Genomic DNA, 26668 nt, shown 5'->3' with positions numbered 1-26668 from the left:
ACGGCGTCTCGAGGTCCGGCTGGGTGTTACAGGGCAGCCGCGCGCGGGAAGGCCGAGCGACCGGCGTACACCGCGGCGTCGCCGAGTTCCTCCTCGATGCGGAGCAGCTGGTTGTACTTCGCGACGCGGTCCGAACGGGCCGGCGCACCGGTCTTGATCTGGCCGCCGTCGACCGCCACCGCGATGTCGGCGATGGTGGTGTCCTCGGTCTCGCCCGAGCGGTGCGACAGGATCGCGGTCATGCCGTGACGGTGCGCGAGCGACACCGCGTCGAGGGTCTCGGTCAGCGTGCCGATCTGGTTGACCTTGACGAGGATCGAGTTGCCCGCCTGCTCGTCGATGCCGCGCTGGAGGCGCTTCGGGTTCGTCACGTACAGGTCGTCGCCGACGAGCTGGAGCTTCGAGCCGAGCTCGGAGGTGAGGTGCTTCCAGCCCTCCCAGTCGTCCTCGGCCAGCGCGTCCTCGATGGTGACGAGCGGGTAGTTCGCGACGAGGTCGGCGAAGTAGCCGGTGAACTCCTCGCTCGAGAGCTGCTTGCCCTCGAACGCGTACTTGCCGTCGTGGAAGAACTCGGTCGCCGCGACGTCGAGGCCGAGCGCGATGTCCTTGCCCGGCGTGAAGCCGGCCTTCTCGATCGCGGCGAGCAGGAAGTCGAGTGCGGCACGGTTCGACGCGAGTTCCGGCGCGAAGCCGCCCTCGTCGCCGAGGCCGGTCGCGAGGCCCTGCTTCTTCAGCTCGCCCTTGAGGGCGTGGTAGGTCTCGACGCCCCAGCGGAGCGCCTCGGAGAACGTCTCGGCGCCGTAGGGCACGAGGAAGAACTCCTGGATGTCGACGTTGGTGTCGGCGTGCGCGCCACCGTTGACGACGTTCATCAGCGGGACGGGCAGCGTGTGCGCGTTCGGGCCGCCGAGGTAGCGGAACAGCGGCAGGTCGGCCGAGTCGGCGGCGGCGCGGGCCACGGCGAGCGAGGCGCCGAGGATCGCGTTGGCGCCGAGGCGCGACTTGTTCTCCGTGCCGTCGAGCTCGATGAGCGCGGCGTCGACGAGGCGCTGGTCGGTGGCGTCGAAGCCCTCGAGCGCCGGGCCGATCTCGTCGAGGACGGCGTCGACCGCCTTGAGGACGCCCTTGCCGCCGTAGCGGGCCTTGTCGCCGTCACGGAGCTCGTACGCCTCGAACGCGCCGGTGGAGGCACCGGACGGGACGAGCGCGCGCGAGACGACGCCGTCGTCGAGGAGGACCTCGACCTCGACCGTCGGGTTGCCTCGGGAATCGAGGACTTCGCGTGCGCCTACGGCATCGATCTGGGCCACGGGGTACTCCCTACGAGTTCGGTTGTGGTGATTGCGGGTCCGATCCTACCGAGGCTCGGTGCACGGCACGTCCCGCGTGACGCAACCGGTGGAGAACCCGCGGTGACGTCCTCGCGACGCTCAGGCGAGCGGGCGGAACTCGACGCCGTCGAGCGAGGCGGTGTCGGCACCCACCGTCGCGAACGCTCCGAACCCCTGCGCCGCGAGTCCGGCGAGCAGGTTCTTCGTGTTCTTCGTGCGCCGTTCGAGCCGGACACGGTGGTGCGACCGGAGCGCTTCGGTCTTCAACGCGGCGAGCCGGACCGGGTCGACGTCCTTGTCGTACACGAGCACGACCGCGTCGGCGGACTCCGCCTCCGGCAGCGTCACGAGGTCGACGAGCCGCTCGAAGCCCAGCGAGAAGCCCACGGCCGGGACGTCCTGCCCGAGGAACCGGCCGATCATGCCGTCGTAGCGACCGCCGCCGCCGAGGCTGTAGCCGAAGTCGGGGTGCGCGACCTCGAAGATGGTGCCGGTGTAGTAGCCCATGCCGCGGACGAGCGTCGGGTCGAAACGGAGGTCCACCCCGTCGAGCGCCGACCGGAGTCGGGCGAGGTCGGCGAAGGCGTCCTGGTCGAGCCAGTCGGCACCGGAGACCGAGTCCCAGTCCGCCCGCTCGAGCGCGCGGATGGTGTCCTCGAGTCCGGGGAGCTCGGAGCCGGTGGTCTCGCGGAGTTCCGCGGCGACGCCGTCCGCGCCGATCTTGTCGAGCTTGTCGACCGTGATCAGGGCGCGGTCCGCTGCGGCGGGCTCCGTGATCCCCCACGAGGCGAGCAGCCCGAGCAGGATCCGACGGTCGTTGATCCGGATCGACGTCCCGGACACGCCGAGGGCGTCGAGGGCGTCGGTCGTCGCCCGGATGAGCTCGATCTCGGCGAGCTGTCCGGGCTCCCCGAGGATGTCGATGTCGCACTGCACGAACTGGCGGTAACGCCCCTTCTGCGGGCGCTCTGCGCGCCACACGGGGGCGATCTGGACGGAGCGGAACACCGTCGGCAGTTCGGCACGGTGCGACGCGTAGAACCGGGCGAGCGGCACCGTCAGGTCGAACCGGAGCCCGAGGTCCGCGAGGTCGAGCGGGGCCTCGGCCGACCGGAGGTCCTCGACGCCCAGGCCGCGCTTCATCACGGCGAACGCGAGCTTCTCATTGTCCCCGCCGAGTCCGGAGTGCAGCCGTGCCGCGTCCTCGACCACCGGTGTCTCGATCTCGTCGAAACCGTGCCGCGCGTAGACGCCGCGGACCACCCCGAGCACGTGCTCCCGACGCGCCTTGTCCGCGGGGAGGAAGTCACGCATGCCACGGGGGGCCGTCACGGTCGTCGCCATGTCGCAATCCTGCCAGACCAGCAACACGCATTTGCGCCGTCCGGTGTCCGCTGATATTGTGAGTGCAGAACGTCGGTCCGAAGTGCCTGATCCACTCCGGACCGATCGCGTGGGCAACGTGCTGCAGTGTGCCCCGCGGTGAGCGGGCATCCCGCGCGTCCCTCGATTCCCTGGAGGTGCGCGCGGCCCGCTCGCGGGCGTCCTCCTTTTTTCGGGTTGGGAGGACGCCCGCACTCCCCTCCGCGCACGGCCCGCGAGACCCCGCCGGTCAGATCCCGCTCAGGCCCCGGCCCGACGCCCCTCGACCTCGAGCGCAGCGACGGCAGCACGGAGACTGGCGACCGGGTCGACGCCGTCCTCCCGAGCCTCCGCCACGGCACGCAGCGCTCCGATCCCCCACCCGAGGTCCACCCGACCCGCGCCCGCGATCGTCGCGGCCGTCGCCGGCCCCGCGCCGTCCGCGGAACCGTCTGCCACGCCCTCGGCGTCGACCCGCGCACCCAGGGACGCGACGAGCGTGTCGGTGTCGACCCGCGCCTCCAGGCGTTCCAGCAGCTTCACGGCACGCTCGAGCGGCGGCATCGCCCGCGGGACCCCGTCGAGGACGCTCCGCCGCGAGGCCTTCTCGGCCGCCTTCGCCGCACGCCAGACGCGCTCGACCTCCGCGACCGTGTCCGCGCGTTCGTCGCCGAAGACGTGCGGGTGCCGTCGGACCATCTTGTCCCGGACGCCCGCCGCGACGTCCTCGAGGTCGAACGTCTCCGCGATCCCCGCGTGCAGCACGACCTGGTAGAGCACGTCGCCGAGTTCCTCGCGGAGTTCGGCCTCGTCCGCATCGTCGATGGCGTCGACGAGTTCGTAGACCTCCTCCACGGCGTACCGGGCGAGGGACGCGTGGGTCTGCTCCCGGTTCCACACGCACCCGCCCTCGGGGGCGAGCAGACGGTCCACGACGGCCGCGAGGTCGGTGAGGGCGCTCATGCGGCCATGCTCGCACGAGCGCACCGGCCGGGGATCGGTGTCAGGGGCGTCCGGTACACTGGATGTGGCGTGTCGGGAAGTCTGGTCGACGGACCGTTCCCCGACCCATCGAACCGGAGCTCCATGTCGTCCCTCCTCCGTTCCCCGCGCTTCAGCGCCGTCGCCCTGCTCGTCGCGGCCGTCCTCGGCCTCGCCGTCGCGAACTCCCCGCTCGGCCCCGGGCTCGAACGCGTGCTCGACGCCCACTCCCCGTGGGGCGCGATCGGTCTCGACCTCTCGGTGTCGCACTGGATCAGCGACGGCCTGCTCGCCGTGTTCTTCCTCCTCATCGCGATCGAGCTCAAGCAGGAGCTGGTCGCGGGTGAGCTGTCGAACCCGAAGACCGCGGTGATCCCGGCGATCGCGGCTGTCGGTGGCGTGGTCGTCCCGGCCGGCGTCTACCTCGCTGTCACCACCGGGACCCAGTACGGCCACGGCTGGCCGATCCCCACCGCGACCGACATCGCCTTCGCGCTCGGCGTGCTGGCGGTGTTCGGGCGCGGACTGCCCTCGGCGGTGCGGGTGTTCCTGCTGGCGCTCGCGGTCCTCGACGACCTCATCGCGATCGTCATCATCGCGGTCGTGTTCGCGCACGACACCGACTTCCTCGCCCTCGCCGGCGCGGTGGTGGTGCTCGCGGCGTTCTGGCTCCTGGGACGCCGACTCCAGCGCGTCGAGCGCGGTCGTGGGCTGCTCATCGCGGCACTGGTCGTGCTCGGTGTCCTCGCGTGGTGGCTCGTGTACCACTCCGGCGTGCACGCGACGATCGCGGGCGTGGCGCTCGGGCTCCTGCTCCCCCGCCCCTCCGGACACACGGTGTACGAGCGCGTCGAGCCCTTCTCGAACGGACTCGTGCTGCCCCTGTTCGCCTTCGCCTCGGCTGCGGTCGTGGTCCCGGACGTGGGACTCGGGGAGCTGTCGCCGACCTTCTGGGCGGTGGTGCTCGCGCTGCCGGTCGGCAAGGTCATCGGGATCACCCTCTTCGGCTCGGTCGCGACGCGCATCTTCCGGGCACCCGGCCGCACGACCCTGTCCTTCGGCTCGATCATGACCGTCAGTGTGCTCGGCGGCATCGGCTTCACGGTCTCGCTCCTCATGAACGAGCTGGCGTTCGCCCGCAACGAGGAGATCCTCGACGAGGGCGTGCTCGCCGTCCTCGTCGGCTCGGGCATCGCGATGGTCGCCTCCGCCGTGGTCGTCTCGCTGCGAGCACGGCGGTACCGGGGTCGGCGCGAGCTCTCCGAGGCCGAGTCGACCGAGTAGTCGGCCGCGCCGGCAGCGTCGTCCCGGGGACGCGGCACGCTGCCCTGCCGCTGTCGCTGTCGCTGTCGGACGACGTCACCGCTGTCGCTGTCGGACGACGCCACCGCTGTCGTGCGACAGCGGCAGCGTCGTCCCGTGCGCACGCGGGACGTCACCCCGCGCAACGAGCGACAGCGCCGTCGTCGGGCGACGACGGCGGCGTCGTCCCGCAGCGGTGAACCGCCGGACGGGAGGCACGGTGCGAGCCCGCCCCGCGCCTCCCGACCGACAGACCGGCCGGCCGGCCGACGTGCGGTGGACCGCCGGACGGGAGGCCCGTGGCGAGTCCGCCACGGGCCTCCCGTCGGTCTGCGCGCGCTACGCGGCCGTCTCGGCCGGCGCCTTCGACGCCCCGTACACGGCGGTGAGGATGCTCTCGACCCAGTCGATGAGCGCGCCGTCGGGCAGGGCCTCGCCGTGCGGCCGCGGCATCGGGATGCTCGTCGCGTTCTGCTGCGGGAACCACCGGGCACCCGGGAACATGCGCTTCAGCCGCACCTGTGCCGAGTCCGCGAGCTCCTTGCCCGCGACACGGAGGTTCGACCCCATCACGACCACGTCGGACAGCCCGACCTGCTGCGCCATGCGCCGGAGCCGCGAGACCTCGACCAGCGTGAGGACGGCCTGCGGCGGCTGCCCGTAGCGGTCGGTGAGTTCGTCGAGCACCATGTCGATCGCCTCGGGCTGCGCGGCCGGGGCCGAAGCCGCCGAGAGCTTCTGGTACGCCTCGAGTCGGAGCCGCTCGGACTCGACGTAGTCCTCGGGGATGTGCGCGTCGACCGGGATCTCGAGGCGGAGCTCGGTCTGCCCCTCGGCGACGTCGCCGCGGAACTGCGAGACGGCCTCGCCGATCATGCGGAGGTAGAGGTCGAAACCGACCCCCGCGATGTGCCCGGACTGCTCGCCGCCGAGCAGGTTGCCGGCTCCGCGGATCTCGAGGTCCTTCATCGCGACCTGCATGCCCGCGCCGAGCTCGTTGTTCGCCGCGATCGTCTCGAGGCGGTCCTGCGCGGTCTCGGACAGCGGCTTGTCGGCGTCGTAGAGGAAGTAGGCGTACCCGCGCTCCCGGCCGCGGCCGACACGACCACGCAGCTGGTGCAGCTGCGACAGCCCGTACTTGTCGGCCTTGTCGATGATGAGCGTGTTCGCGTTCGCGATGTCGAGGCCGGTCTCGACGATCGTGGTGGACACCAGGACGTCGAACCGGCGCTCCCAGAAGTCGACCATCACCTGCTCGAGGGTGCTCTCCGACATCTGCCCGTGCGCGACGGCGATGCGGGCGTCCGGGACGATCTCGGCGAGGTGCGCCGCGACCGACTGGATGTCCTTCACGCGGTTGTGCACGTAGAACACCTGCCCTTCGCGGAGGAGCTCACGGCGGATGGCGGCCGCGACCTGCAGGTCGGACTGCGGGCCGACGAAGGTCAGGATCGGGTGGCGGTCCTCCGGCGGGGTCGCGAGCGTGCTCATCTCGCGGATGCCGGTGACCGCCATCTCGAGCGAGCGCGGGATCGGGGTCGCGGACATCGCCAGGACGTCCACGTTGGTCTTGAGCTTCTTGAGCTGGTCCTTGTGCTCGACGCCGAAGCGCTGCTCCTCGTCGATGATGACGAGCCCGACGTCCTTGAACTGGACGTTCTGCGACAGGATCCGGTGCGTGCCGATGACGATGTCGACGGTGCCGTCCGCGAGGCCCGCGATCGTCTCCTTCGACTCCTTCTCCGTCTGGAACCGGCTGAGCGCGCGGAGGTGCACGGGGAAGCCGGCGAAGCGTTCCTGGAAGGTCTCCATGTGCTGCCGGACGAGGAGCGTCGTCGGCACGAGCACGGCGACCTGCTTGCCGTCCTGCACGGCCTTGAACGCAGCACGGATCGCGACCTCGGTCTTGCCGTAGCCGACGTCGCCGGAGAGCAGCCGGTCCATGGGGATCGGACGCTCCATGTCGCGCTTGATCTCGTCGATCGTCGTCAGCTGGTCGGCGGTCTCGGCGAACGGGAACGCTTCCTCGAGCTCGCGCTGCCACGGGGTGTCCGGGCCGAACGCGTGCCCCTTGGACGCCATGCGCGCCGAGTACAGCTTGACGAGGTCGACGGCGATGTCGCGGACGGCCTTCCGGGCCTTCGACTTCGCAGCGGCCCAGTCCGAGCCGCCCATCTTCGACAGGGTCGGGCTCTCGCCGCCGACGTACCGGGAGAGCTGGTCGAGCTGGTCGGTCGGGACGAAGAGCTTGTCACCCGGGTAACCGCGCTTCGAGGGCGCGTACTCGAGGACGAGGTACTCGCGCTGCGTCTTCACGGCGTTGCGGCCCCCGCTCGACACCTCGCGCGAGACGAGCTCGACGAACTTGCCGATGCCGTGCGTGGCGTGCACGACGACGTCGCCGGGCTTGAGCTGCAGCGGGTCGACGACGTTCTTGCGCCGCCCCGCGAGCTTCTTCACCGTGCGGGCGCCCTGCTGCACACTGCGGCCGTAGAACTCGGCCTCGCTGAGGACCGCGATGCGCGGGTCCGGGGTGGCGAAACCGTGCTCGACGGTCGCGGTGGTCACGATGGCGACGCCCGGCTCGGGAGGCGCGGTGAGGGCTTCGGCACGGGCGGCGACCCCGGCGTCGGCGAGGACCTGCACCGCTCGTTCGACCAGTCCCTTGCCCTGGGCGGTCACCACGACGGCCCACCCGTCGTCGGTCAGCTGCTTGACGTGCGCGATCGCACCGTCGGCGCTGCCCGCGAACGCCGGGATCGCCTCGGCGCGGACCCGGATGTACTCGCCGGCCTCGGCTGCCGCTTCGGCGTCGGTGAGGACGCGGTCGCGGTCGCCCTCGTCGAGGCCGGAGTCGAACGGCGAGACCGTCCACCAGGTGCGCTGCCCGCGGGCGTTCTTGAGCTGCTGCACGGTGAGGAAGTTGCCGGCGTCGAGGTCGATCGGCGCCTGGGCACCGGCGACGGCAGCGCTCCAGGCGGCCTGGAGGAACTCCGTGTTGGTCTCCGCGAGGCTGTGCGCACGGCCGCTGACCCGCTCGGGCGAGAACACCGCGATGGTGGCGTCCTCCGGCAGGTAGTGCGTGACCGGCACGAGGTCCTGCACGAGCGCGGGAGCGAGGGACTCCATGCCCTCGACCGGGATGCCCTCGGCGATCTTCGCGAGCATCTGCGACAGGTTCGGGAACTCGTGCAGCATCTCGCGCGCCCGTTGCCGGACGTCGTCGGAGAGCAGGAGCTCGCGCGATGCGGTGAGTTCGACCTGCCCGAGGTCGTCGTCCGTCGTGCGCTGGTCGGCGACGGAGAAGGCCTTGATGGCCTCGATCTCGTCACCGAAGAAGTCGACGCGCACCGGGTGGTCGGCCGTGGGCGGGAAGACGTCGAGGATGCCACCGCGCACGGCGAACTCGCCGCGGCGGGTGACGAGGTCGACCCGGGCGTACGCGAGGTCGACCAGCTGGGCGGCGATCGCCCCGAGGTCGTTGCCGCGCGAGTCGGTGCGGAGGACCACGGGTGCGAGCGTGGTGAGGTTGCCCGCGATGGGCTGCAGCGCCGCGCGGACGCTCGCGACGACCACGGTCGTGCGGCGGTCGCCCGGCACGGCGTCCTGCCAACCTGCGAGCTTCCGGAGCGTGGCGATCCTCGTGCCCACCGTCTGCGCGCTCGGGCTGAGGCGCTCGTGCGGCAGGGTCTCCCACGCGGGGAACTCGAGCACGTCGGCGTCGGGGACGTAGCTGCCGACGGCGTCACGAACGGCCTCGGCTTCGCGCCCGGTGGCGGTGATGACGAACACGCACTGCGGCCCGTTCCGCTCGGCGAGGAGCGCGGCGAGCAGGGGCACGCGCAGGCCGTCGACCACCGAGAAGTCGGCGTCACGAGGTGCGGCGCGGAGCGCGCGATCGAACGCGGAGGCGCGCGAGAGCGCAGGGATGATGCCCGAGATCGTCACTCAGGACATGGTACCGGGGGCCTCCGACAGCCGGGCGGGCGTGCGCGACGGGCGAACAGGGTCAGGGCCGCCGGCCGGGCCGTGCGTGTCCGCGGGACCGGTGCACGGAGCGGTGCCGCCGATGCAGGTGGAGAACGACTCCGGCCAGGACGGCGGCGACGGCGCCGAGTGCGGGGAGGGCGAGCGGGCCGGCGCCGGTGGCCGCGAGGACGGCGCGGTGCGAGACGTCCCGGGCGGCTGCGTCGCCGTGGTCGCCCGGGGTGCTCGGGAGGGCTGCGACCGCCCCGCTGCTGGCGTCTCTGTGGCCGCCGGGTGCGGCGTCGGTGCCCCCGTGCAGTGCGGGCGGTCGGGCGGCCGGGTCTCGGGGGCCGGTCGGGGTGCCGGGGCTCGGCGTGGCGGGCAGCGGTGCCGGGGAGGAGGTCGCGGTCGGCGTCGGCGTCGCCACATCGCTCGGCGTCGGCGTCGGCGCGGGCAGCGGTGCCGGGGAGGAGGTTGCGGTCGGCGTCGGCGTCGGGGCCGGCGTCACCGGGTCGGGCTCCGGCGTCGGCGTCACCGGGACGGGCTCGGGCGTCGGCGTCACCGGGACGGGCTCGGGCGTCGGCGTCACCGGGACGGGTTCGGACGTCGCCACGTCGGTCGGCGTCGGACTCGGGGTCTCCGTGCCCGTCGCCGTCGGAGCCCCGGTCGGCGCCGCGGTCGGCGACGAGACCGCGCCGCCCCCGACCCGCGCAGCCTCCACGACCCGCTGCCGGTTGTAGTCCGCCACCGCGAGCCGTCCCTCCGGTCCCGCGGCGACCGCCGTCGGGTTCGCCAGGGACGATCCGTCCGGTGCGCCCGAGAACGCCACCGTCCAGACGCCGTCCTGCCGCACGAACACCCGGCCGCCGCCGTTGTCGACCACGGCGACCGACCCGTCGTCGAGCACCGCGACGCCGCGGAGGCGCACCGCTCCCGGGTCGTCGCCCGGGCTCCCGAGCGACGTGACCGCCCCCGTCGCCAGGTCCTCCTGCCACACCGTGTCGGTCGCCTGGTCCGCCACCGTGAGCGTCGAACCGTCCGACGACACCGCGACGCCCGCGGGATCCGTCCACGGGCCGTCGACGGCGGTCCAGGTCCCCGCGTCGGCGCCGGTCCCGGTCGTCCAGAGCGCCCCGCTGCCCGGGACGGCGGCGAACAGGACGTCGCCGGTCGTCGCGAGCTCGGACACGGCCCGGCGGCTCGGCGCGGGGAACCGGCGGAGCACGTCGTGGCCGTCGAGCTCCGCCACGGTCCGCCGGCCTGCCTCGGCGACGAGCAGGTGCCCGTCGGCGGCCTCGGTCAGCGCGGAGGGGTTCCACATCGACCGGTCGTCGGTGCCGAGCGGTGCGACGACCGACCAGGTGCCGTCGGGATCCCGTCGGACAACGCCGTTCGCGGCGAAGTCGGCGAGCAGCAGCGCGCCCGACGTCGTGTACCGGACATCGTTCGGTGCTGCGAACGACGTCGCCGCCCCGGGGGCGTCGGTCGTCACGCGGTCCGGGATCCAGGTCGCGGGCGTCGCCGTGGCGGGTCCGGCCGCGACGACGACGAGGCCCAGGACCGCGGTCACCGCGGTCGCGAGCACGGCGACCGCGATGGCGGTCCGGCCGGCGGACGGTCGGGCACGGTGCAGCACCACGGAGGACCCCCTCGGTCAGCGGGGGTCGAGCTCCCCCGGCCAGAACCTACCCATCGAGGGGGACGCGGCGGTCCCCCAGTTCGGGGACCGTGGTGTCAGGAGGGCGCGTGGATGCGCTGCTGCGCTGCGAGGAGACCGAGGTCGGTGATCGCCTCGACCGCGTCCGCGCCGTCGGCGACGAGGTTCGCCAGGACCTTGCGCTCCGTGGGCGAGAAGTCGCGCAGCACGTAGTCGGCGGGGTCCTGCCGGCCGGGGGGACGGCCGATGCCGATCCGCACGCGGGCGAACTCGTTGGTGCCGGTCGCCTTGATGATGTCGCGAAGGCCGTTGTGCCCGCCATGTCCGCCGTTGCCCTTGAGCTTGACGGTGTCGAACGGCAGGTCGAGCTCGTCGTGCACCACGATGAGCGACCGGGCGTCGAGGCCGTAGAACCCGAGGACCGACGAGACCGGCCCTCCGGAGGTGTTCATGAACGAGGCGGGCTTCGCGAGCACCAGCTTCGGTCCGCCGGGCACCGGACGCCCTTCGGCGACCTGGTTCGGCGTCTTGTGCTTCCTGAACGTCGCGCCCATCCGGGCGGCGAGTTCGTCGAGGACCATCTGGCCGACGTTGTGGCGGTTGCCCGCGTAGCCGGGCCCGGGGTTCCCGAGCCCGACCACGACGAACACGTTGTCAGCCATCAGCGTCGGCCAGTGGTCCGCGATCGAGGGGTGTTACTCGGAGTCCGACGCGGACTCGTCGTCGTCGGAGGAGGCAGCAGCCTCACCCTCGGCGCCGGCCTCGGCGCCGGCCTCAGCCGCTTCCTCGTCGGCCGCGATGTCGTCGGCGGTCGCACGCGGGGTGACGATCTGGACGACGAGCGCCTCGGGGTCGGTCTCGAGCTCGGCGCCCGACGGGAGTTCGAGCTCGGAAGCGAGGATCTGCTTGCCGTCCTCGAGACCCTCGACGTCCACCACGACGTGCTCGGGGATCTTCGTCGCCTCGACGAGGAGCGAGACCGAGGAGAGGTCCTGGACGTGGATGGTGCCGGAGAAGGACTCGCCCTCGACGACGACCGGGACGTCGACCGTGACCTTCTCGCCACGGCGCACGACGACGAGGTCGATGTGCTCGATGACCTGGCGCACCGGGTCGCGCTGGACCTCCTTCACGAGGGCGAGCTGCGCGGTGCCCTCGATGTCGAGGTCGATGATCGCGTTCGCCTGGCGGACGATGAGCATCGTCTCGTGGCCCGGGAGGGTGATGTGCTGCGGCTCGGTGCCGTGACCGTAGACGACCGCGGGGATCTTGTCGTTCGCACGGATCTTGCGCGCCGCACCCTTGCCGAACTTGGTGCGGATCTCCGCTGCGAGCTTCGTGTTGTCGGCCATGGTGCCTCCTGGTGTCGTGGTCGACGCCGGGGTGCCGGCATCGGGGGTCTGTGGTGTTGCAACTCGAACGCGTGCACGCGTGAGGAACGCTCCCAGGACTGGGCCGGGTCTCCCACCGCGTCGATCACGGCCGCGCATGCGCGGCCCTCGCCGAAGTCAGTCACCGAGTCTAGCAGCCCCGGTCGGGCGTGTCGGCCGCCCTGGGCGTTCCCGCAGACGGCCTGGAGGCGCGGTGCGGGCCCGCACCGCGCCTCCAGGCCGTCGACGTGGTCCGGGCTACCGCCGGACCGCAGCGGGCTCCGGCTCGTGCCCGGACGCGGCCTCCTCCGGCACCCTGAGGAACCACAGCACCACGAACGCGAGCGCGTAGAGCGCGACGAACGTCCAGACGACGCCGCTGCCCCCGCCCCACGGCAGCACGAGGCCGACGACGGCGTTCCCGAGGAACGTCGCGCCACCGGCTGCCGTGGCGTACATCGCCATGGCCGCACCGCGGCGCTCCGCACCGGCGAACGCGGGCACGATGGCACCCATCGGCGTGAACCCGGCGAGCATGATGCCGAAGACGGTGCCGGCGGCGGTCGCGAGCCAGAAACCCCACTCGGAGCCGGCGGGCACGAGGTGCGGGACGTACCACCAGGCGAGGAGGCCGACCGCGGACGCCGCTATGCCGAACCACTTCACGGTGCGGATCCACCCGATCCGGTCGCCGAGCGCGCCGAAGAAGGCGTTGAACAGGATGTTGCCGGCGTAGACGATCACCGTCATCGTCAGCCACTTCGCCTGCCCCCAGCCGAGTTCGGTCCCGATGACCGCCGGCATGATGACGAACATGCCGAACTCCGGCGCGGTGTTCACGAGGCGGATGAGGACGGCGAGGAGCACCTTCGGGCGCCGCACGCAGACCTCGATGCCGGAAGCGAGCACCCGCGCGGCGGACTGCTCGCGCGGGGCGATGCGGCCGAGGCCGGTCGGCTCGCGCACGCCGGAGCGGACGATCACCCACCCGACGACGACGAACACGAGCGACAGGGCCATCGACCACGTCTCGCCGAGCGATCCGCCGCCGAGCGCCGGGATCGTGCCGATCGCGATGAGCGAACCGAGGGTCGGCAGCCCGCCGGTGAAGACCACGTAGAACCAGCCGACGGCGGTGGCGTTCCGCTCGCGGGCGACGGTGTGGTTGATCCAGCACAGGAACGAGAACGCGAAGAGCGGGAAGCCGAGGCCGCGCAGGAAGTACGTCAGCGCGATGAGCCCGACCGAGGCGGTGGGCAGCGCCGCGAGGAACGCGACCTGGAACACCACCCAGAGCACCGCGCCGACGGTCATCACGCGCCGCGGCCCCCACAGGTCCGAGAGGACGCCCGCGAAGTACGACGCGACGAGGACCGCGACACCGTAGATGCCGATGATCATCGCGGCGCTGTCGGTCCCGCCGCTGCCGAGCACGCCGGCGATGTGCGGGGCGATGAAGTTCGACTCGATGCCGTCGCCGGTCATGAAGACGAGCACACCGAGGAAGCCCCAGCGCAGGGAGTGCGGGATGCCGAGTCGGGCGAGGAGCCCGACCCGCTCGCGGACGGGCGGTGGAGCCGTCAGGTCGGTTCCCGGTGCGGGGACGCCGTTCGGCGGGGTGAGGGTGCTGGTCTGGGTGGTGCGGGGTTCCGACATGTGTCGTCTCTCCTGGAGGGCCCCCGGAGTGCTCGACCCGGCATCGCGGCATGTCTCCGGGGTGCGCCGCGCACCGTCCACCCGACCGCCCGCCGGCGGCGGACGCTCGGGACGTCGGCGATGATGCGAGTCCTGTGCCCGGGGCACCCCGTTGCTGGCGGGGTGGTGCCCGGCGGACCATCGCCGGCCCGAAGCATGGTCCCCGAGGTTAGACCGCTCCAACGCCGGTGGTCAAGAACGACAACTGTTGCGTGACGATCTCGCCGCACCGGGCGTCAGCGGCGGCGTCCGCTCCGGTGTCCCCGTGCTGCCTCGAACTCCGCTCGGGCTCGGTCGCTCGCGCGCTCGGCGTCGTCCCGGGCGTCGCGCAGCCGCTCCGTCTCGGACGCGAGGTCCTCGAGGTTCCGGTCGAGCCGCTCCAGCTCGGCCGCGAGTCCCGCGCGACGTTCCTCGAGCGCCTGCCGTCGGGCGTCCACGCCGTCGAGCGCCTCCTCGGCCGCGTCGAGCGCGGCGTCGGCTTCCCTCGACGCGCGACGCGCGTCGGCCTCCGCACGGCGCGCGGCCCCGCGGTGGGGCACCGGTGCCGCGTCGTCCGGTGCCGCCTGCGGGACGGGCCCGGGCGTGCGCGCTGACGGCCTGGAGGCACGGGTCGACCCCGACGGACCGCCCGCGTCCGCTCGGTGGTCGCCACGGCGCGTCCGCCCACGACCCCTCGCGTGGTCGATCGGGATCGGGGGCGCGTCGGAGCCGGACCATGCACCCGGCACCGCGTCCGGGTCGGCGAGCGCTCCGTCGAGGTCGACGCCGTCGAACCCGACGCTCTCGAGCGGCCGGACGAGCAGACCGGACCGCACGGCCGCGGCGGCGTGCGGGTCCATCATCGCGGCCTCGATCGTCGCCCCGACCTGGTCGAGCACCGCACGGGTGACCCCGTGCCCCGCGTCCACGGCGAGCTCGGCTCCCCGGTCCGTCAGCCCGCGGACGAGCCGGGCCCGCTGCTTCCGGAGCGTCGCGATCTCGTCCGGGTCGGCGTCGGTCTGGGCCTGCCGGAGCGCGGGACCGAGGTCGATCGCCTCGTCGAGCGCGCCGTCCCGCGCGAGGAGGTCCACGACCCACGCGGCCGGTGCCGGCTTCCGGAGCGACCCGATCCGGGTGGCGAGGGCCCGGTCGTCCTTCCGCACCGCCCGCTGCCGCTCGGTCCGGGCACGCACGAAGTCGCCGGGGGCCGCGAGCAGCAGCTCCCCGGCGACCTCGCTGAACTCCATCAGCCCAGCATGCCCGCGCTCCGCTGGTGGGTCACCAGTCGTGGACGGTGCCGTCGGCGAGCCGGTTGAACGGCAGGTACGCCTGCTCGTACGGGTACTTGCCGGCCTCGTCGACGTCGAGGAAGACCCCCAGCCCGGGTTCGTCGCCCGGGTGCAGGTAGCCGTCGGTGAAGGTGAACGTCTGCCGGAACACCTGGTTCGTCCTCGGCCCGTGCTGCATGTACTCCTGGATGCCGAAGTTGTGGATCGCCAGGCCGAGGTGCATCTGCGCCGCGAGGCCCACGGGTGAGATGTCGGTCGGTCCGTGGAACCCGGACTTGATCTGGTACATCGCCGCGTAGTCCATCGTCTTCCGCAGGGGTGTGACGCCGCCCATGTGCGTCACCGCTCCGCGGACGTAGTCGATCAGCTGGTCGCGGATGATGTCCTTGAAGTCCCAGATCGTGTTGAACACCTCGCCGATCGCGAGCGGCGTCGTGGTGTGCTGGCGGACGAGCTTCAGGGCCTCCTGGTTCTCGGCCGGGGTGCAGTCCTCGAGCCAGAAGAGGTCGTAGGGCTCGAGCGACTTGCCGAGCTTCGCGGCCTGCAGCGGGGTCATCCGGTGGTGGCCGTCGTGCAGCAGCGGGAGCTCGGGACCGAACTCGTTCCGCACGGCCTCGAACACGGTCGGCACGTGCCGCAGGTAGGCGCGAGTGTCCCAGTCCTCCATCGCCGGGTACGCCCCGCGCTGCGCTGGCTCGAAGTCGTAGCGGACGCCCGCGTTGCCCTCGGTCGTCCGGTTCGACGCGATGCCGTAGATGCTCTCCAGCCCGGGGACGCCCGTCTGCACGCGGATGGAGCGGTAGCCCTCGGCCTGGTGCTCGCGGATGGAGTCGAACAGCTCCGGCAGCTCCTTGCCCGATGCGTGCCCGTACGCCATCAGCCCGGTCCGCGAGGCGCCGCCGAGCAGCTGGTACAGCGGCATGCCCGCGACCTTGGCCTTGATGTCCCAGAGCGCCATGTCGACGGCGGCGATCGCGGCCATCGTGACCGGGCCCCGACGCCAGTAGGACGACCGGTAGAGGAACTGCCAGGCGTCCTCGATGCGGCTCGCGTCCCGCCCGACGAGGAGCGGCACGACGTGCTCGGACAGGTACGCGGCGACGGCGAGCTCCCGGCCGTTGAGGGTGGCGTCGCCGAGCCCGGTCACACCGTCGACCGTGGTGATCTTCAGCGTCACGAAGTTCCGGTCCGGGCTGGTGACGATGACCTCGGCCCGGTCGACGAGCTGCCCGCGGTCGGTCGACGCCCAGGTGTCCGGACGGCCGGCCGTCGGGTCGGTCGCAGCACCGGAGTCGGTGGCCCCCGGCACCGGGCCCGCGGGGTTCGTGGTCGTGTCGGTCATGCGTGGGCTCCTTCTTCGGTGCGGGCTGCGGCGGTGCCCCGCCGTTCGGTGCGGATGCGGTCGGCGGCTGCGGTCACGGCGGCGACCACGGGGGTGGTGTCGAGATCCGGGGCGACGACCCGCAGGACGTCGTGCACGTCCGAGTCTGGTCCGGGCGCTCCGGCGTCGCTCACGAGCTCGGACTGTTCGGTCACGTGCAGCCACCACGCGGCGAGCGCGGTCGCCGCCCCGGGTCCGATGCCGGCGGCGGGGTCGCGGTCGAGTCGGCGGCGCAGGACCTCGACGATCCGCACCGGGAGCTTCTCGGACCCACCCGACGCGATCTGCCGGAGGGTGTGCCGGATGCGCGGGTTCGCGAACCGCTCGACGAGGGCGCGTCGGGCGGCGGCCACCTCGGCGTCGGGGAGCGGCAGTTCGGCGGCGGCCTCGTCCCAGAGCTGCTCGACGGCGCTGCGGCAGCGCGGGTCGTCCATGGCGTCGGCGACGGTCTCGTGCCCGAGGAGCAGCCCGAGGTACGCGAGGAGGGAGTGCGAGCCGTTGAGCAGCCAGAGCTTGCGCTGCTCGTACGGGGTGACGTCCTCGACGAGCCGGACGCCTGCGGTCTCCCACGCGGGACGCTCGATCGCGGCGAAGCGGTCCTCGAGCACCCACTCGGCGAACGGCTCGGTGACCACGGGCACCCGGTCGCCGTCGAGCGCCCCGGGCAGGTCCGCGATCGACGTGACGTCGGCGTCCGTCGTCGCGGGGGTGATCCGGTCGACCATCGAACTCGGGAACGCGACGTTCGACCCGATCCAGTCGCGGAGGCCGTCGTCGTCGACGGCGTCGAGCACCGCCGACCGCAGGACGTCGCCGTTGTGGGTCAGGTTGTCGAGCGACACGAGCGCGATCCGACCGGCGCCGGCGGCACGCCGGGCGTCGAGCCCCGCGACCAGGCGGGCCGGGACGTCCGAGCCGGTCCGGTACCCCTGCTCGGTGACCGTCAGGGTGACGATGGTCGTGTCGGCGGACGCGACCGCGCGCCTCCAGGCCGGGTCGTCGGTGACCGGGCGGGCCGCGACGACGGTGTCGATCACCTCGGCGGTGTCGCCGTCCGCGGCGCGGGTCACGAGCGTGTAGCGGCAGCCCTGCGCGCTGAGCGCCTCGGCGACGTCGGGCGAGCGCCCGGTGAACGCGGTGATGCCCCAGCGGTCCCCGTCGGCGCGCTGGGTGTACCAGGCGAGGTGGGCGCGAGCGAACGCACCGATGCCGAGGTGGACGATGCCGGGGCGGCGGTCGGTCATGCCGCCACCGGGACGAGCGACCGGAGGTACGCCAGGTTGTCGGCCGTGCGCTCCGCGAGCGGCAGGTCGGTGGAGAAGTCCTCGATGGTCACCCAGCCGTCGTAGCCGTGCTGGCGGAGGGCGTCGAGGTAGTCGGACACCGACGCCTGGCCGTCGCGCAGCGGTGCCCACTCGTTCTGCCAGATCGCGGACCCGTCGGCCCGGGTGTCGCCGGTGTCGACCCAGCGGGCGTTCTTCACGTGGGCGTGCGCGAGGTAGGGGCCGAGGAGCTCGAACGCGGCGAGGTGGTCCTCCTGCCCCTCGATGACGAGGTTGCCGAGGTCGTGGATGACGCCGACGTGCTCTGGGTCGAGCCCGTCGACGAGCCGGAGGGCGGCCGACGCGGACGGCGTGATCGTCATGTGGTGCAGCTCGACGAGTGCCTTGACGCCGAGTTCCGCCGCGCGGCCCGCCGCCCACTCCAGGTCGGCACGGGTCCGGTCGAACAGCTGCGGGTAGGTCGCGCCGGTGCGCTCGCGCTCCTGCCGGTAGTGCGGCATGGTGACGCGGACCTGGCGGGCGCCGAGCTCGGCGGTCACGCGGAGCATCGTGTCGACGCCGTCCCGGTCGGACACCGGCTGGTAGCCGCCGACGCCGGAGTACTCGAGCCCCGCGGCGTCGGTGATCCGGGCGATCTCGCCGACCTGGTCCTGGATGCCGGTGAACTGCCACGTCGACCGGTTGCCGGTCCAGAACGACCGGCCGGCCGGCACCTCGGCGCCGTCCGCCGGGCGGTCGTCGACGACGCGCCACTCGATGCCGTCCCACCCCTGCTCGGCGAGGGTCTGCGCCGCCTCGGTCGGGGACCAGTCGGGCGTGGAGGCGGTGAACACGGAGAACTTCATCGGGTGGCTCCTTCGGTGGGGATCGCGGTGCCGACGACCGGCACCACGTCGTCGTAGACGCCCTCGATGACGTCGTCGATCCGGACCGGCTTGCCGAGCGTCGCGCTGACGTAGAGCCCGCGGACGGTGGCGAGGGACACGAGGGCGGCGTCGACCGTGACGCCGGGTTCCCGACCCTCGCGGACGGCGGCGACGATGTCCGTGTACTGGCGGGCGTGGCCGGCGGCGAAGTGGTCGGGCTCGGTCGGGCCGCCCACGACGTGCTCCGGCGGGACGACGTCGGACTTCTGGTCGACTGCGCCGGCCACTGCGGCGGCGTTCGCCGTGGTCGAGGCGGACTCGAGCGTCGCCGTGTCGGGCGCGATGTGGAAGTAGGCGAGCCGGTCGTCGTCGACGATCGCCGAACCGTGCGTGCCGTAGACGGCGTACCGCGCGGAGAGGCCCGGGTAGGCGGCGGTCGTGCAGTGGATCACGCCGAGGGCGCCGTTCCGGAACCGGACCGTGGCGACCGCGGTGTCCTCGACCTCGATCCGGTCGTGGGCGAGCAGCCCGGTCTGCGCGGAGATCTCCTCCGGCCGGCCGAGCGCCCACACGAGCAGGTCGACCGTGTGCACGCCCTGGTTCATCACCGCGCCGCCGCCGTCGAGCTCCCAGGTACCGCGCCAGTCGCCCGAGTCGTAGTAGCCCTGCGAGCGGTACCAGGCGACGCTGGCGACCCCCGAAGTCACCGTGCCGAACCCGCCGTCGTGCGCTGCCCCCGCGACGGCGACCGAAGCCGGGTCGAAGCGGTGCTGGCTGATCACGCTCGTCACCAGTCCACGCGAGCGGGCGTCGGCGGCGAGCGCGGCGATCTGCCGTGCACGGGGCATGGTGGTGTCGAGCGGCTTCTCGATGACGACGTGCTTGCCGGCCGCGAGCGCCGCCTCCGCCAGCTGCACGTGCATGCCGGAGGGTGAGCAGATCGCGACGAGGTCGATGTCGGTGCCGGCGATCGCCTCCTCGATGGTGGCGGTCGTGATCGGACGGGCGACGCCCATCGCCTCGAGCTCGTCGGCGGCTCCGGTCGCGGCGGCGGGGATCGCGTCGACGAGGGCGACGACCTCGAGGTCCGGGTGCTGCACGGCGACGCGGGCGTGGTGGCGGCCGATGACGCCGGCGCCGACGACGGCGAGCTTCAGTGGGGTGGTCATCGCAGGGTGACTCCGATCTGGTCGGTGAGCGAGCGGAAGGCGCGTCCGGCGCGACCGAAGGCCGCGGGCCCGGAGAACCCGCCGAGGGAGGTGAAGTCGCTGAGGTGCGGCTCGAGCGAGGCGTAGCCGGAGTACCCGGCGTCGCGGAGCGCGGTCAGGGTCTGCAGCAGTTCGCCGTCGCCCTCCCCAGCGGGGACCACGGACGCGTCGGCGGCGAGCGCGTCCTTGACCTGCAGGTAGTCGACGTAGGGGGCGAGTCGCTCCCAGCCGTCGGTGAACGGCTTGACGCCGCACTGCACGTAGTTCGCGTTGTCCCAGGCGAGGCGGAGGGCACCCGAGCCGACGCTCTCGACGATGTCGAGCACCCGGTCGGGGACGTCGCCGTAGATGTCCTTCTCGTTCTCGTGCAGGAGGGTCACGCCCTCGCGTTCGGCGAGGTCGGCGAGCGCGCGCATCCGGACGAGGACGTCGTCGCGGACGTCCTCCGGCGCGCGGCCCTCGAAGTAGAAGGAGAAGATGCGGATGTTCGTCGTGCCGAGTGCGTGCGCGGCGGCGATCGCCCGGCCGAGCCGACCGACCTCGTGCTCGACGGGTTCGTCGACGGGGACCTTGCCGATCGGCGAGGCGATGGCGGACACCGTCTGCCCACGCTCCTCGAACAGCCGGTGGAGACCGGCGAGCTGGTCCTCGTCGAGGTCGACGACGTTCACCCCCCAGGCGCTGCGCACCTCGATGGCGCTGGCGCCGAGCGCCTGCAGCACGGCGACCTGGGTCGCCGGGTCGGCGTCGATCTCGTCGCCGAAGCCGGAGAGCTCCCACGTGGGTTGGTCGGTCATGGTGTCCTTTCCTGTCGGACGGGAGGCGCGTGGCGGGGTCGCACCGCGCCTCCCGTCCGGTCCTGGGTTGCTGCCTACTTGACGGAGCCGGCGGTGAGACCGCCGACGAGGTAGCGCTGGAAGATGAGGTAGAGCGCGACGACCGGCACGGCGCACACGATGGACGCGGCCATCATCTGGCCGTAGATCGGGACGGCGCCGCCCTCCTGGGTGGTGCCGAGCACCTGGAGCACGACCGCGACGGTGCGCGTGTTCGGGGTCGTCATGATCGTCGAGAACAGGACGTCGTTCCACCCGAGCAGGAAGGCGAAGATCGCCGACACGACGATGCCGGGCCACGACAGCGGGAGGACGACGCTCCGGAGGATCCGACCGCTGGAGGCGCCGTCGATCCGGGCCGCCTCCTCGAGTTCCTTCGGCAGGCCGCGGAGGTACGTGACCATCACCCACGTCGAGAACGGCAGCGCGAACGTCAGGTAGGTGATGAAGAGGCCCCAGCGGGTGCCGATGATCTGGACACCCGTCGCGCTCGCGATGTTCGAGAACACCACGAACACGGGCAGGAGCAGGAGCGTGCCCGGGATCGACTGCAGCGCGAGCAGCCCGCGCAGGATCGTGAGGCGGCCGAGGAACCGGAAGCGGACGAGCACGTACGCCGTGGACACGGCGAGCGCGGCACTCGCGACGGCGACCGCGCCGGCGGTGAGGATCGAGTTGAGGAGCCCCTGACCGAGCGCGACCGTCGACCAGATGTTCACGTAGTTCGCCAGCGTGAACTCGGACGGGAAGTACTCGCCCCGGGCCACGGCGACGTCGGAGTTGACGGAGCCGAACAGGATGTACAGCACCGGCACCGCGATGAACGCGATGATGACGGCGATCACGACGACGAGCAGCCAGCGCGGCAGGAGCCGGGTGACGTCGGTGTCGTACGGGCGTTTGGCCGGCCGGCCGTTCCGCGCCGTGATGCTCTCGGTGAGGGTCGCGGTGGGGCGGGTGCGGGTGCGGAAGGTGCTCTGGGTGCTCATGCGCGGGCTCCGTCGATGTCGGCCGCTGCGGCCGGGGTGGCGGCCAGGGTCGCGGGGGTCGCTGCCGCGAGCGTCGCTCGGTCGGCGCGGCGCTGCTTGCGGGTGGGGCCCGCGTCGTCACCGGTGTCGAGCTTGACGGCCCGGAGGTAGACGAACAGCGGGATGGCGACGATCACGAGGGAGCAGATCGCCATCGCCGCGGACAGCCCGAAGCGGAACGACTGGAAGCTCGCGATGTACGTCAGCACGGGCATGACCTCGACGCTCGAGGGCAGCGGGATGCCGAACAGGACGAACGGCAGGGTGAAGTTGTTGATGTTGTGCAGGATCGAGATGATCACCGCCAGCGAGAGCGGGCCGCGGAGGTACGGGAAGATGATGTACCGCAGCTTCGACCACCAGGTCACGCCGTCGAGCGCCGCGGCCTCGTGCACCTCGTTGTCGACGGCCTGCAGCCCGGCGAGGGAGAGCAGGTAGACGAACGGCCAGCTCGTCCACACCATCACGCCGGCGAGCGCCCAGTACGACGCGGAGCCGTTCAGCCAGAGCACGTCCGTGTGCAGGACGGAGTTCACGACGCCCTGCGGCTGGAGCATGGTCCGGAAGAACGTGCCGACGACGAACGCGGGCAGCACGTACGGGATGAGGTAGACGGACCGGACGAGCCCGCGGCCGGGGAAGCGGTTCTGGGTCGAGATCGCGGCGGCCACCCCGATCGGCACCGTGACGGCGGTGACGAGCACCGACAGCGAGACCGAGATCCAGACCGAGTGGAGCAGCGGCGATGCGGTGAAGGCCTCGACGAAGTTCGCGAACCCGATGAAGGGGGCGCTGAACCACTGCCGCAGCGTGTACTGGTCCAGGTCGAGCATCGCGATGAACACCCCGACGAGGAGCGGCACCACGATGACGGCGAGCATGAGGACGCCCCCGGGCAGGAGCATCCAGAGCGGACGCTCCTTCTTGTACAGCGGGGTCTTGCCTACCGGCCGGACGGGCCGGTGCGACGCCGTGTCGGTCCGCGGGCGGGTCTCGGTGGCGGTCATCACAGCCCTCCGTTCTTCTGGCGGTTCAGGGTGGCCTGCGCGTCCCGTTGCGCGGCCTGGAGGCGCTGTCGGAGCTGGTCGTCGCTGACCCCGCCGCTCTTGAGCTGCGGGATGGACTGCACGACGACGTCGACCAGGGCGAGCTGGATGTCCGACCACGCACCCGTGAAGGCGGTGGGCTTGGAGAGCTTGCCGGCCTGGATGATCGGCGCGAGCTGCGGATTGTCGGCCGCGAGCTGCGCGGCGGCGTCGGCGTTCGTGGGCAGGTTGCCGAAGAGCCGGTAGTACTCGAGCTGGGCCTGCGGCGTGCTGAGCTGCTTGATGAAGTCGAACGAGAGGTCCTGCTTCGTGCCGTAGTCGGCGACGACCCAGTTGTCGCCGGACAGGATGCTGGCGGCCTCGATGCCGTCGCTGGGGCGCGACGTCGCGCCCGGCGGGACGGTCGGCAGCAGGGCGAACTCGTACTTGCCGTCGACCTTCGTGTCCGTGAACGAGTTGATCGCGGTGGTGGTCGTCATCGGGAAGAAGGCGGCCTTCCCCTCGGTGAACTGCGCGAGGGCCTGCGCGTTGTTCCAGCCGATCGCGGCCTTGTCGACGACGCCGTCCTTCGTGATCCAGTCGAAGTAGGTGCGGTAGGCGTCCTCGACGGCCTTCCCGTCGATCTCGGCCTTCCCGTCCTTCGACACGATCGTGTTGCCGGCGTTCTGCGCCATGCCCCAGATGAACTTCCACGGGTCGAAGCCGTCGGCGTAGGCGATCGCCAGGCCGTGCACGTCCCCCTCGGTCGTCTTCTTCGCGTCCTCCGTGAGCTGGTCCCACGTGGTCGGCATCTCGGTGATGCCGGCCTTGGCGAGCAGCTCCGTGTTGACGGCCATCACGAACGGGCGGCTGGCGAGCGGGATGCCGATCTGCTTCGACGCACTCGGTCCGGAGATGCCGAAGGACGCCGGGTCGAACTGGTCCTTGCCGCCGACCGCGTCCCACTCCTTCGCCCCCATCTCGACGAAGGCGCCGGTGGCGTAGGCGGTGGGGGTGAACGTGGTGCCGATCGCGTAGACGTCGGGACCCTGCCCGGAGATGACGCTCGTCTGGATCGCGGTCAGTTCCTCCTGCGCGGACGAGTAGGTCTCCCACTGCACCTTCGCGCCGGTGGTGCGCTGGAACTCGGCGGCGACCTCCTGCTGCCACTGCTTGCGTTCCTTGGGGTACGTGGTGTCCGCGCCCATCATGACGCGGAGCGTGTTCGGGTCGTCGCCGCTGCCGTTCACGATGGCGCAGCCCTGCAGCGACAGTGCTGCGAGGGCGACGACGGCGACGGCTCCGACCACGGAGCGGGTCTTCAGTCTTCGTGTCCTCATGCGGGGGTTTCCTCCTCGAGACCTCCGTGGGCTGCGTCCGCCGACCGACCGTCGGCGTCGCTGCCCGGGTGCCACCACTGTCCCGCCGGTGGCAACGTCCGGCAACCGGTTGCCACTTGTTGCCACACCGGCCTACCGTCGGGACCGTGAGCAGCGCAGGCACGGACCTCGGACGACGGGTGACGATCCGCGACATCGCGGACGCGACCGGTGTGGCACCGTCGACGGTGTCCCGTGCGCTGTCGCTCCCGGACCGCGTGAACCACGTCACGCAGCAGCGGATCCAGCAGGCCGCCCGCGAGCTCGGCTACGTCGCGAACTCGCAAGCGCGGGCCCTGACCTCCGGCCGAACCCGGGCGGTCGCCGTGCTCGTCTCGGACATCACCAACCCGTTCTACTTCGACGTGATCCGCGGCACGCAGCACCAGCTGTCGGCGGCCGGCTGGACCCAGCTGCTCGTCGACACCGAGGAGTCCGCCGACGCCGAGCTCGCGGCCCTCGGTGCGATCGCCACGAAGGCCGACGGTGCGGTGCTCACCGCTTCGCGCCTGTCGGACGCCCAGATCGCCCGGTTCGCCGAACGCACGCCCCTCGTCGTCGTCAACCGTCGACCCGCCGGTGTGCCGTCGGTGCTCATCGACACCCCCGGCGGGGTCGAGCAGGCGGTGCAGCACCTCGTGAGCCTCGGCCACCGGGACGTCCTGTACGTCGCCGGACCGGACAGCTCGTGGTCGAACGAGCGCCGGTGGCGGGCCCTCGTCCGCGTCGCCAAGCGGCTCGGCGTCCGCGTCGCACGGATCGGCCCGCACGCGCCCTTCGTCGACTCGGGTGCCGCCGCCGCGGACGCCGCCGTCAACGCGGGCGCCACCGCGTGCATCGCGTTCAACGACCTCATCGCCATCGGCATGCTCACCCGGCTCCGGGAGCGCGGCGTCCGGGTGCCCGAGGACATGTCCGTCGTGGGCTGCGACGACATCTTCGGCGCGGACTTCTGCAACCCGCCGCTCACCACGATGACGTCGCCGATCGAGCGAGCGGGCCGGGTCGCGATCCGGATGCTGCTCGCCCGCCTCGGTGCGGCTCCCTCGGGGGCGGGGCAGGGTCCGGGCTCGGGTCCGGCGTCCGGCGACGACCTGCCGGACGGGCACGCCGCCGGGGCCGTCGCCCTGCCCACGCACCTCACCGTCCGCGAGTCGACCGGGCCCGCTCCCGCCTCGCCCCGCCGTCCGTCCTGACCGCCGCCCGACCTGACCGCCGCCCGACCTCGCCCCGCCGTCCGTCCTGAAGGAGTCGACGATGACCCAGACCAGCACGACCACGACCGCCGCACCGCTGGCCCCGCACCCCGACCGGCTGTTCCCCGCCGACCCGGCAGCCCGGGACATCGCCCGGACCGTGTACGAGGCGGTGGCCGACGCGCCGATCATCTCCCCGCACGGCCACGTCGACGCCACGCTCATCGCCGACGACGTGCCGTTCCCCGACCCGGCGACCCTCCTCGTCACGCCGGACCACTACGTCCTCCGCCTGCTGCACGCCAACGGGGTCCCCCTCGACCAGCTCGGCCGCGACAGCACCACCCCGACCGACGGCCGCGAGGTCTGGCGCCACCTCGCATCGCACTGGGACGACTTCCTCGGAACCCCGGTCCGGTACTGGTTCGAGACCGAGCTCCACGACGTCTTCGGCCTCCGGTCGGCACCCTCCGCGGAGAACGCCGACGAGCAGTACGACCACCTCGCGACGCTGCTCCGGTCCCCCGGGTTCCGGCCGCGCGCCCTCTTCGACACCTTCGGCATCGAGGTGCTCGCCACCACCGACGCCCCGGACGCCGACCTCGCCGCGCACGCGCGGCTCGCGGTGGACCCGACCTTCAGCGGCAGGGTGCTCCCGACCTTCCGCGCCGACGCCGTCTTCGACCCGGCACGGTCGGACTGGAGGCACGTGGTCGCGTCGACCGGTGAGGCTGCGGGCATCGACACGGCCACCCACGACGGGCTGCTCGCCGCCCTGCGCGCACGGCGGCAGTACTTCATCGAGCACGGCGCGACGGCCACCGACACGGGAGTGCTCGACGCCGGATCGACACCGCTGTCCGCCGCCGAACGCGAGCGGATCCACCGCGCCGCGCTCGAGGGGCCGTCCGGGGTCACCGCAGCCGAGGCCACCGCCTACCGCCACGACATGCTGTACCGGTGGGCCGAGATGAGCGTCGACGACGGGCTCGTCATGCAGCTCCACCCCGGCGTGCTCCGGAACCACCACCAGCCGACGCTCGACCGCTTCGGTCCCGACACCGGGCACGACCTGCCGGCCGTCGGCGCGTTCACCGAGCCGCTCCGGCCGCTCCTGAACGACTTCGGCACCGCGCCCGGGTTCCACCTCGTGCTCTTCACCGTCGACGAGACCGTGTTCTCCCGCGAGATCGGTCCGCTCGCCGGCTTCTACCCCGCGGTGTACGCCGGCGCACCCTGGTGGTTCATCGACACCCCGGCGGCGATCGGCCGCTACCGTGCTGCGGTCACCGACTCAGCCGGGTTCACGAAGACCTCCGGGTTCATCGACGACACCCGGGCGTACTGCTCCATCCCCGCCCGGCACGACATGGCACGGCGGGCCGATGCGGCGTACCTGGCGTCGCTCGTGGTCACGCACCAGCTGACCGAGGAGGACGCCGTGCGCACCGCCCACCGCATCGTGTCGGACATCCCGCGGGCGACGTTCAAGCTCTGACCAGGACCCGACCCACCCGTGCGGAGCGCGCACGGG

Annotated in this window: 20 protein-coding genes; 3 read left to right on the top strand and 17 right to left on the bottom strand. The window is 72.3% G+C overall.

The window, feature by feature from the left end; all coding sequences use genetic code 11:
• Positions 1–26: 26 nt before the first annotated feature.
• From eno to MON03_RS03720, 3 genes are all read right to left on the bottom strand, one after another.
• Positions 27–1310 carry a phosphopyruvate hydratase gene (gene eno / locus MON03_RS03730; RefSeq protein ID WP_242090611.1) on the bottom strand — a complete coding sequence of 428 codons (1284 nt, stop codon included), beginning with the start codon at positions 1308–1310 and terminating at the stop codon, positions 27–29.
• A 120-nt stretch (positions 1311–1430) separates the two neighbouring features.
• Positions 1431–2675: a histidine--tRNA ligase gene (gene hisS / locus MON03_RS03725; RefSeq protein WP_242090609.1), complete on the bottom strand. Its 1245-nt coding sequence runs from the start codon at positions 2673–2675 to the stop codon at positions 1431–1433.
• A 279-nt stretch (positions 2676–2954) separates the two neighbouring features.
• Positions 2955–3656, bottom strand: coding sequence for a MazG family protein (locus MON03_RS03720; RefSeq protein ID WP_242090607.1), 702 nt, complete (start codon positions 3654–3656; stop codon positions 2955–2957).
• Positions 3657–3779: 123 nt separating this feature from the next.
• On the opposite strand from MON03_RS03720, the gene nhaA reads away from it, so the two are divergent.
• A complete protein-coding gene (gene nhaA / locus MON03_RS03715) occupies positions 3780–4958 on the top strand; it encodes a Na+/H+ antiporter NhaA (RefSeq protein WP_175328479.1) in 1179 nt (392 codons plus the stop codon).
• Between the two features lie 357 nt (positions 4959–5315).
• On the opposite strand, the gene mfd is transcribed toward nhaA, so the two are convergent.
• The 14 genes from mfd to MON03_RS03645 form a co-directional block, all read right to left on the bottom strand.
• On the bottom strand, positions 5316–8924 hold the full coding sequence (gene mfd, locus MON03_RS03710; protein ID WP_242090604.1) for a transcription-repair coupling factor: 3609 nt from the start codon (positions 8922–8924) through the stop codon (positions 5316–5318).
• 61 nt (positions 8925–8985) lie between these two features.
• Positions 8986–10581, bottom strand: a complete 1596-nt coding sequence (locus MON03_RS03705; protein ID WP_242090602.1) for a hypothetical protein — start codon at positions 10579–10581, stop codon at positions 8986–8988.
• Between the two features lie 95 nt (positions 10582–10676).
• Positions 10677–11261, bottom strand: a complete 585-nt coding sequence (gene pth, locus MON03_RS03700) for an aminoacyl-tRNA hydrolase (RefSeq protein WP_022904812.1) — start codon at positions 11259–11261, stop codon at positions 10677–10679.
• A gap of 33 nt (positions 11262–11294) precedes the next feature.
• Positions 11295–11951 (bottom strand): 50S ribosomal protein L25/general stress protein Ctc, encoded by a 657-nt coding sequence (locus MON03_RS03695; RefSeq protein WP_242090600.1) that lies wholly within the window; start codon positions 11949–11951, stop codon positions 11295–11297.
• 276 nt (positions 11952–12227) lie between these two features.
• Positions 12228–13625 carry an RbtT/DalT/CsbX family MFS transporter gene (locus MON03_RS03690; protein WP_242090598.1) on the bottom strand — a complete coding sequence of 466 codons (1398 nt, stop codon included), beginning with the start codon at positions 13623–13625 and terminating at the stop codon, positions 12228–12230.
• A gap of 275 nt (positions 13626–13900) precedes the next feature.
• Positions 13901–14890 carry a hypothetical protein gene (locus MON03_RS03685; protein WP_242090596.1) on the bottom strand — a complete coding sequence of 330 codons (990 nt, stop codon included), beginning with the start codon at positions 14888–14890 and terminating at the stop codon, positions 13901–13903.
• 31 nt (positions 14891–14921) lie between these two features.
• Positions 14922–16274, bottom strand: a complete 1353-nt coding sequence (manD, locus tag MON03_RS03680; RefSeq protein WP_242090595.1) for a D-mannonate dehydratase ManD — start codon at positions 16272–16274, stop codon at positions 14922–14924.
• On the bottom strand, positions 16271–17557 hold the full coding sequence (locus MON03_RS03675; protein ID WP_242090592.1) for a mannitol dehydrogenase family protein: 1287 nt from the start codon (positions 17555–17557) through the stop codon (positions 16271–16273). Before MON03_RS03675 ends, manD begins: the two co-directional genes overlap by 4 nt.
• Positions 17554–18441: a sugar phosphate isomerase/epimerase family protein gene (locus tag MON03_RS03670; protein WP_242090591.1), complete on the bottom strand. Its 888-nt coding sequence runs from the start codon at positions 18439–18441 to the stop codon at positions 17554–17556. The genes MON03_RS03675 and MON03_RS03670 overlap by 4 nt, the downstream gene beginning before the upstream one ends.
• Complete coding sequence (locus MON03_RS03665; RefSeq protein WP_242090590.1) at positions 18438–19631, bottom strand: Gfo/Idh/MocA family oxidoreductase; 1194 nt, start codon at positions 19629–19631, stop codon at positions 18438–18440. Before MON03_RS03665 ends, MON03_RS03670 begins: the two co-directional genes overlap by 4 nt.
• A complete protein-coding gene (locus tag MON03_RS03660) occupies positions 19628–20467 on the bottom strand; it encodes a sugar phosphate isomerase/epimerase family protein (protein WP_242090589.1) in 840 nt (279 codons plus the stop codon). The genes MON03_RS03665 and MON03_RS03660 overlap by 4 nt, the downstream gene beginning before the upstream one ends.
• A gap of 74 nt (positions 20468–20541) precedes the next feature.
• Complete coding sequence (locus MON03_RS03655; RefSeq protein WP_242090588.1) at positions 20542–21495, bottom strand: carbohydrate ABC transporter permease; 954 nt, start codon at positions 21493–21495, stop codon at positions 20542–20544.
• Entirely contained in the window at positions 21492–22541 is a 1050-nt protein-coding gene (locus MON03_RS03650; RefSeq protein WP_242090587.1) for a carbohydrate ABC transporter permease, read from the bottom strand. Before MON03_RS03650 ends, MON03_RS03655 begins: the two co-directional genes overlap by 4 nt.
• On the bottom strand, positions 22541–23899 hold the full coding sequence (locus tag MON03_RS03645) for an ABC transporter substrate-binding protein (RefSeq protein WP_242090586.1): 1359 nt from the start codon (positions 23897–23899) through the stop codon (positions 22541–22543). The genes MON03_RS03650 and MON03_RS03645 overlap by 1 nt, the downstream gene beginning before the upstream one ends.
• Before the next feature lie 146 nt (positions 23900–24045).
• Here MON03_RS03645 and MON03_RS03640 point away from each other — a divergent pair, with 146 nt between their 5' ends.
• Both MON03_RS03640 and uxaC read left to right on the top strand, forming a co-directional pair.
• Complete coding sequence (locus tag MON03_RS03640) at positions 24046–25134, top strand: LacI family DNA-binding transcriptional regulator (protein ID WP_242090585.1); 1089 nt, start codon at positions 24046–24048, stop codon at positions 25132–25134.
• A gap of 61 nt (positions 25135–25195) precedes the next feature.
• On the top strand, positions 25196–26632 hold the full coding sequence (gene uxaC, locus MON03_RS03635; protein ID WP_242090584.1) for a glucuronate isomerase: 1437 nt from the start codon (positions 25196–25198) through the stop codon (positions 26630–26632).
• The last annotated feature ends 36 nt before the right edge of the window (positions 26633–26668 follow it).

The sequence above is a fragment of the Curtobacterium sp. DN_7.5 genome, assembly GCF_022655355.1.
GTDB classification, from domain to species: domain Bacteria; phylum Actinomycetota; class Actinomycetes; order Actinomycetales; family Microbacteriaceae; genus Curtobacterium; species Curtobacterium luteum.
The sequence above is the reverse complement of the archived record's forward strand: the minus strand, read 5'-3'. Positions and strand labels throughout refer to the sequence as shown.

Bases quoted from the DNA above. Each gene is read 5' to 3' on its own strand.
- MON03_RS03695 (WP_242090600.1), bottom strand. From the start codon at position 11,951: ATGGCCGACAACACGAAGCTCGCAGCGGAGATCCGCACCAAGTTCGGC.
- MON03_RS03685 (WP_242090596.1), bottom strand. From the start codon at position 14,890: ATGGAGTTCAGCGAGGTCGCCGGGGAGCTGCTGCTCGCGGCCCCCGGC.
- MON03_RS03660 (WP_242090589.1), bottom strand. From the start codon at position 20,467: ATGACCGACCAACCCACGTGGGAGCTCTCCGGCTTCGGCGACGAGATC.
- MON03_RS03655 (WP_242090588.1), bottom strand. From the start codon at position 21,495: ATGAGCACCCAGAGCACCTTCCGCACCCGCACCCGCCCCACCGCGACC.
- MON03_RS03650 (WP_242090587.1), bottom strand. From the start codon at position 22,541: ATGACCGCCACCGAGACCCGCCCGCGGACCGACACGGCGTCGCACCGG.
- MON03_RS03675 (WP_242090592.1), bottom strand. From the start codon at position 17,557: ATGACCGACCGCCGCCCCGGCATCGTCCACCTCGGCATCGGTGCGTTC.
- MON03_RS03690 (WP_242090598.1), bottom strand. From the start codon at position 13,625: ATGTCGGAACCCCGCACCACCCAGACCAGCACCCTCACCCCGCCGAAC.
- nhaA (WP_175328479.1), top strand. From the start codon at position 3,780: ATGTCGTCCCTCCTCCGTTCCCCGCGCTTCAGCGCCGTCGCCCTGCTC.
- MON03_RS03670 (WP_242090591.1), bottom strand. From the start codon at position 18,441: ATGAAGTTCTCCGTGTTCACCGCCTCCACGCCCGACTGGTCCCCGACC.
- uxaC (WP_242090584.1), top strand. From the start codon at position 25,196: ATGACCCAGACCAGCACGACCACGACCGCCGCACCGCTGGCCCCGCAC.
- MON03_RS03720 (WP_242090607.1), bottom strand. From the start codon at position 3,656: ATGAGCGCCCTCACCGACCTCGCGGCCGTCGTGGACCGTCTGCTCGCC.
- MON03_RS03665 (WP_242090590.1), bottom strand. From the start codon at position 19,631: ATGACCACCCCACTGAAGCTCGCCGTCGTCGGCGCCGGCGTCATCGGC.
- MON03_RS03645 (WP_242090586.1), bottom strand. From the start codon at position 23,899: ATGAGGACACGAAGACTGAAGACCCGCTCCGTGGTCGGAGCCGTCGCC.
- hisS (WP_242090609.1), bottom strand. From the start codon at position 2,675: ATGGCGACGACCGTGACGGCCCCCCGTGGCATGCGTGACTTCCTCCCC.
- pth (WP_022904812.1), bottom strand. From the start codon at position 11,261: ATGGCTGACAACGTGTTCGTCGTGGTCGGGCTCGGGAACCCCGGGCCC.
- manD (WP_242090595.1), bottom strand. From the start codon at position 16,274: ATGACCGACACGACCACGAACCCCGCGGGCCCGGTGCCGGGGGCCACC.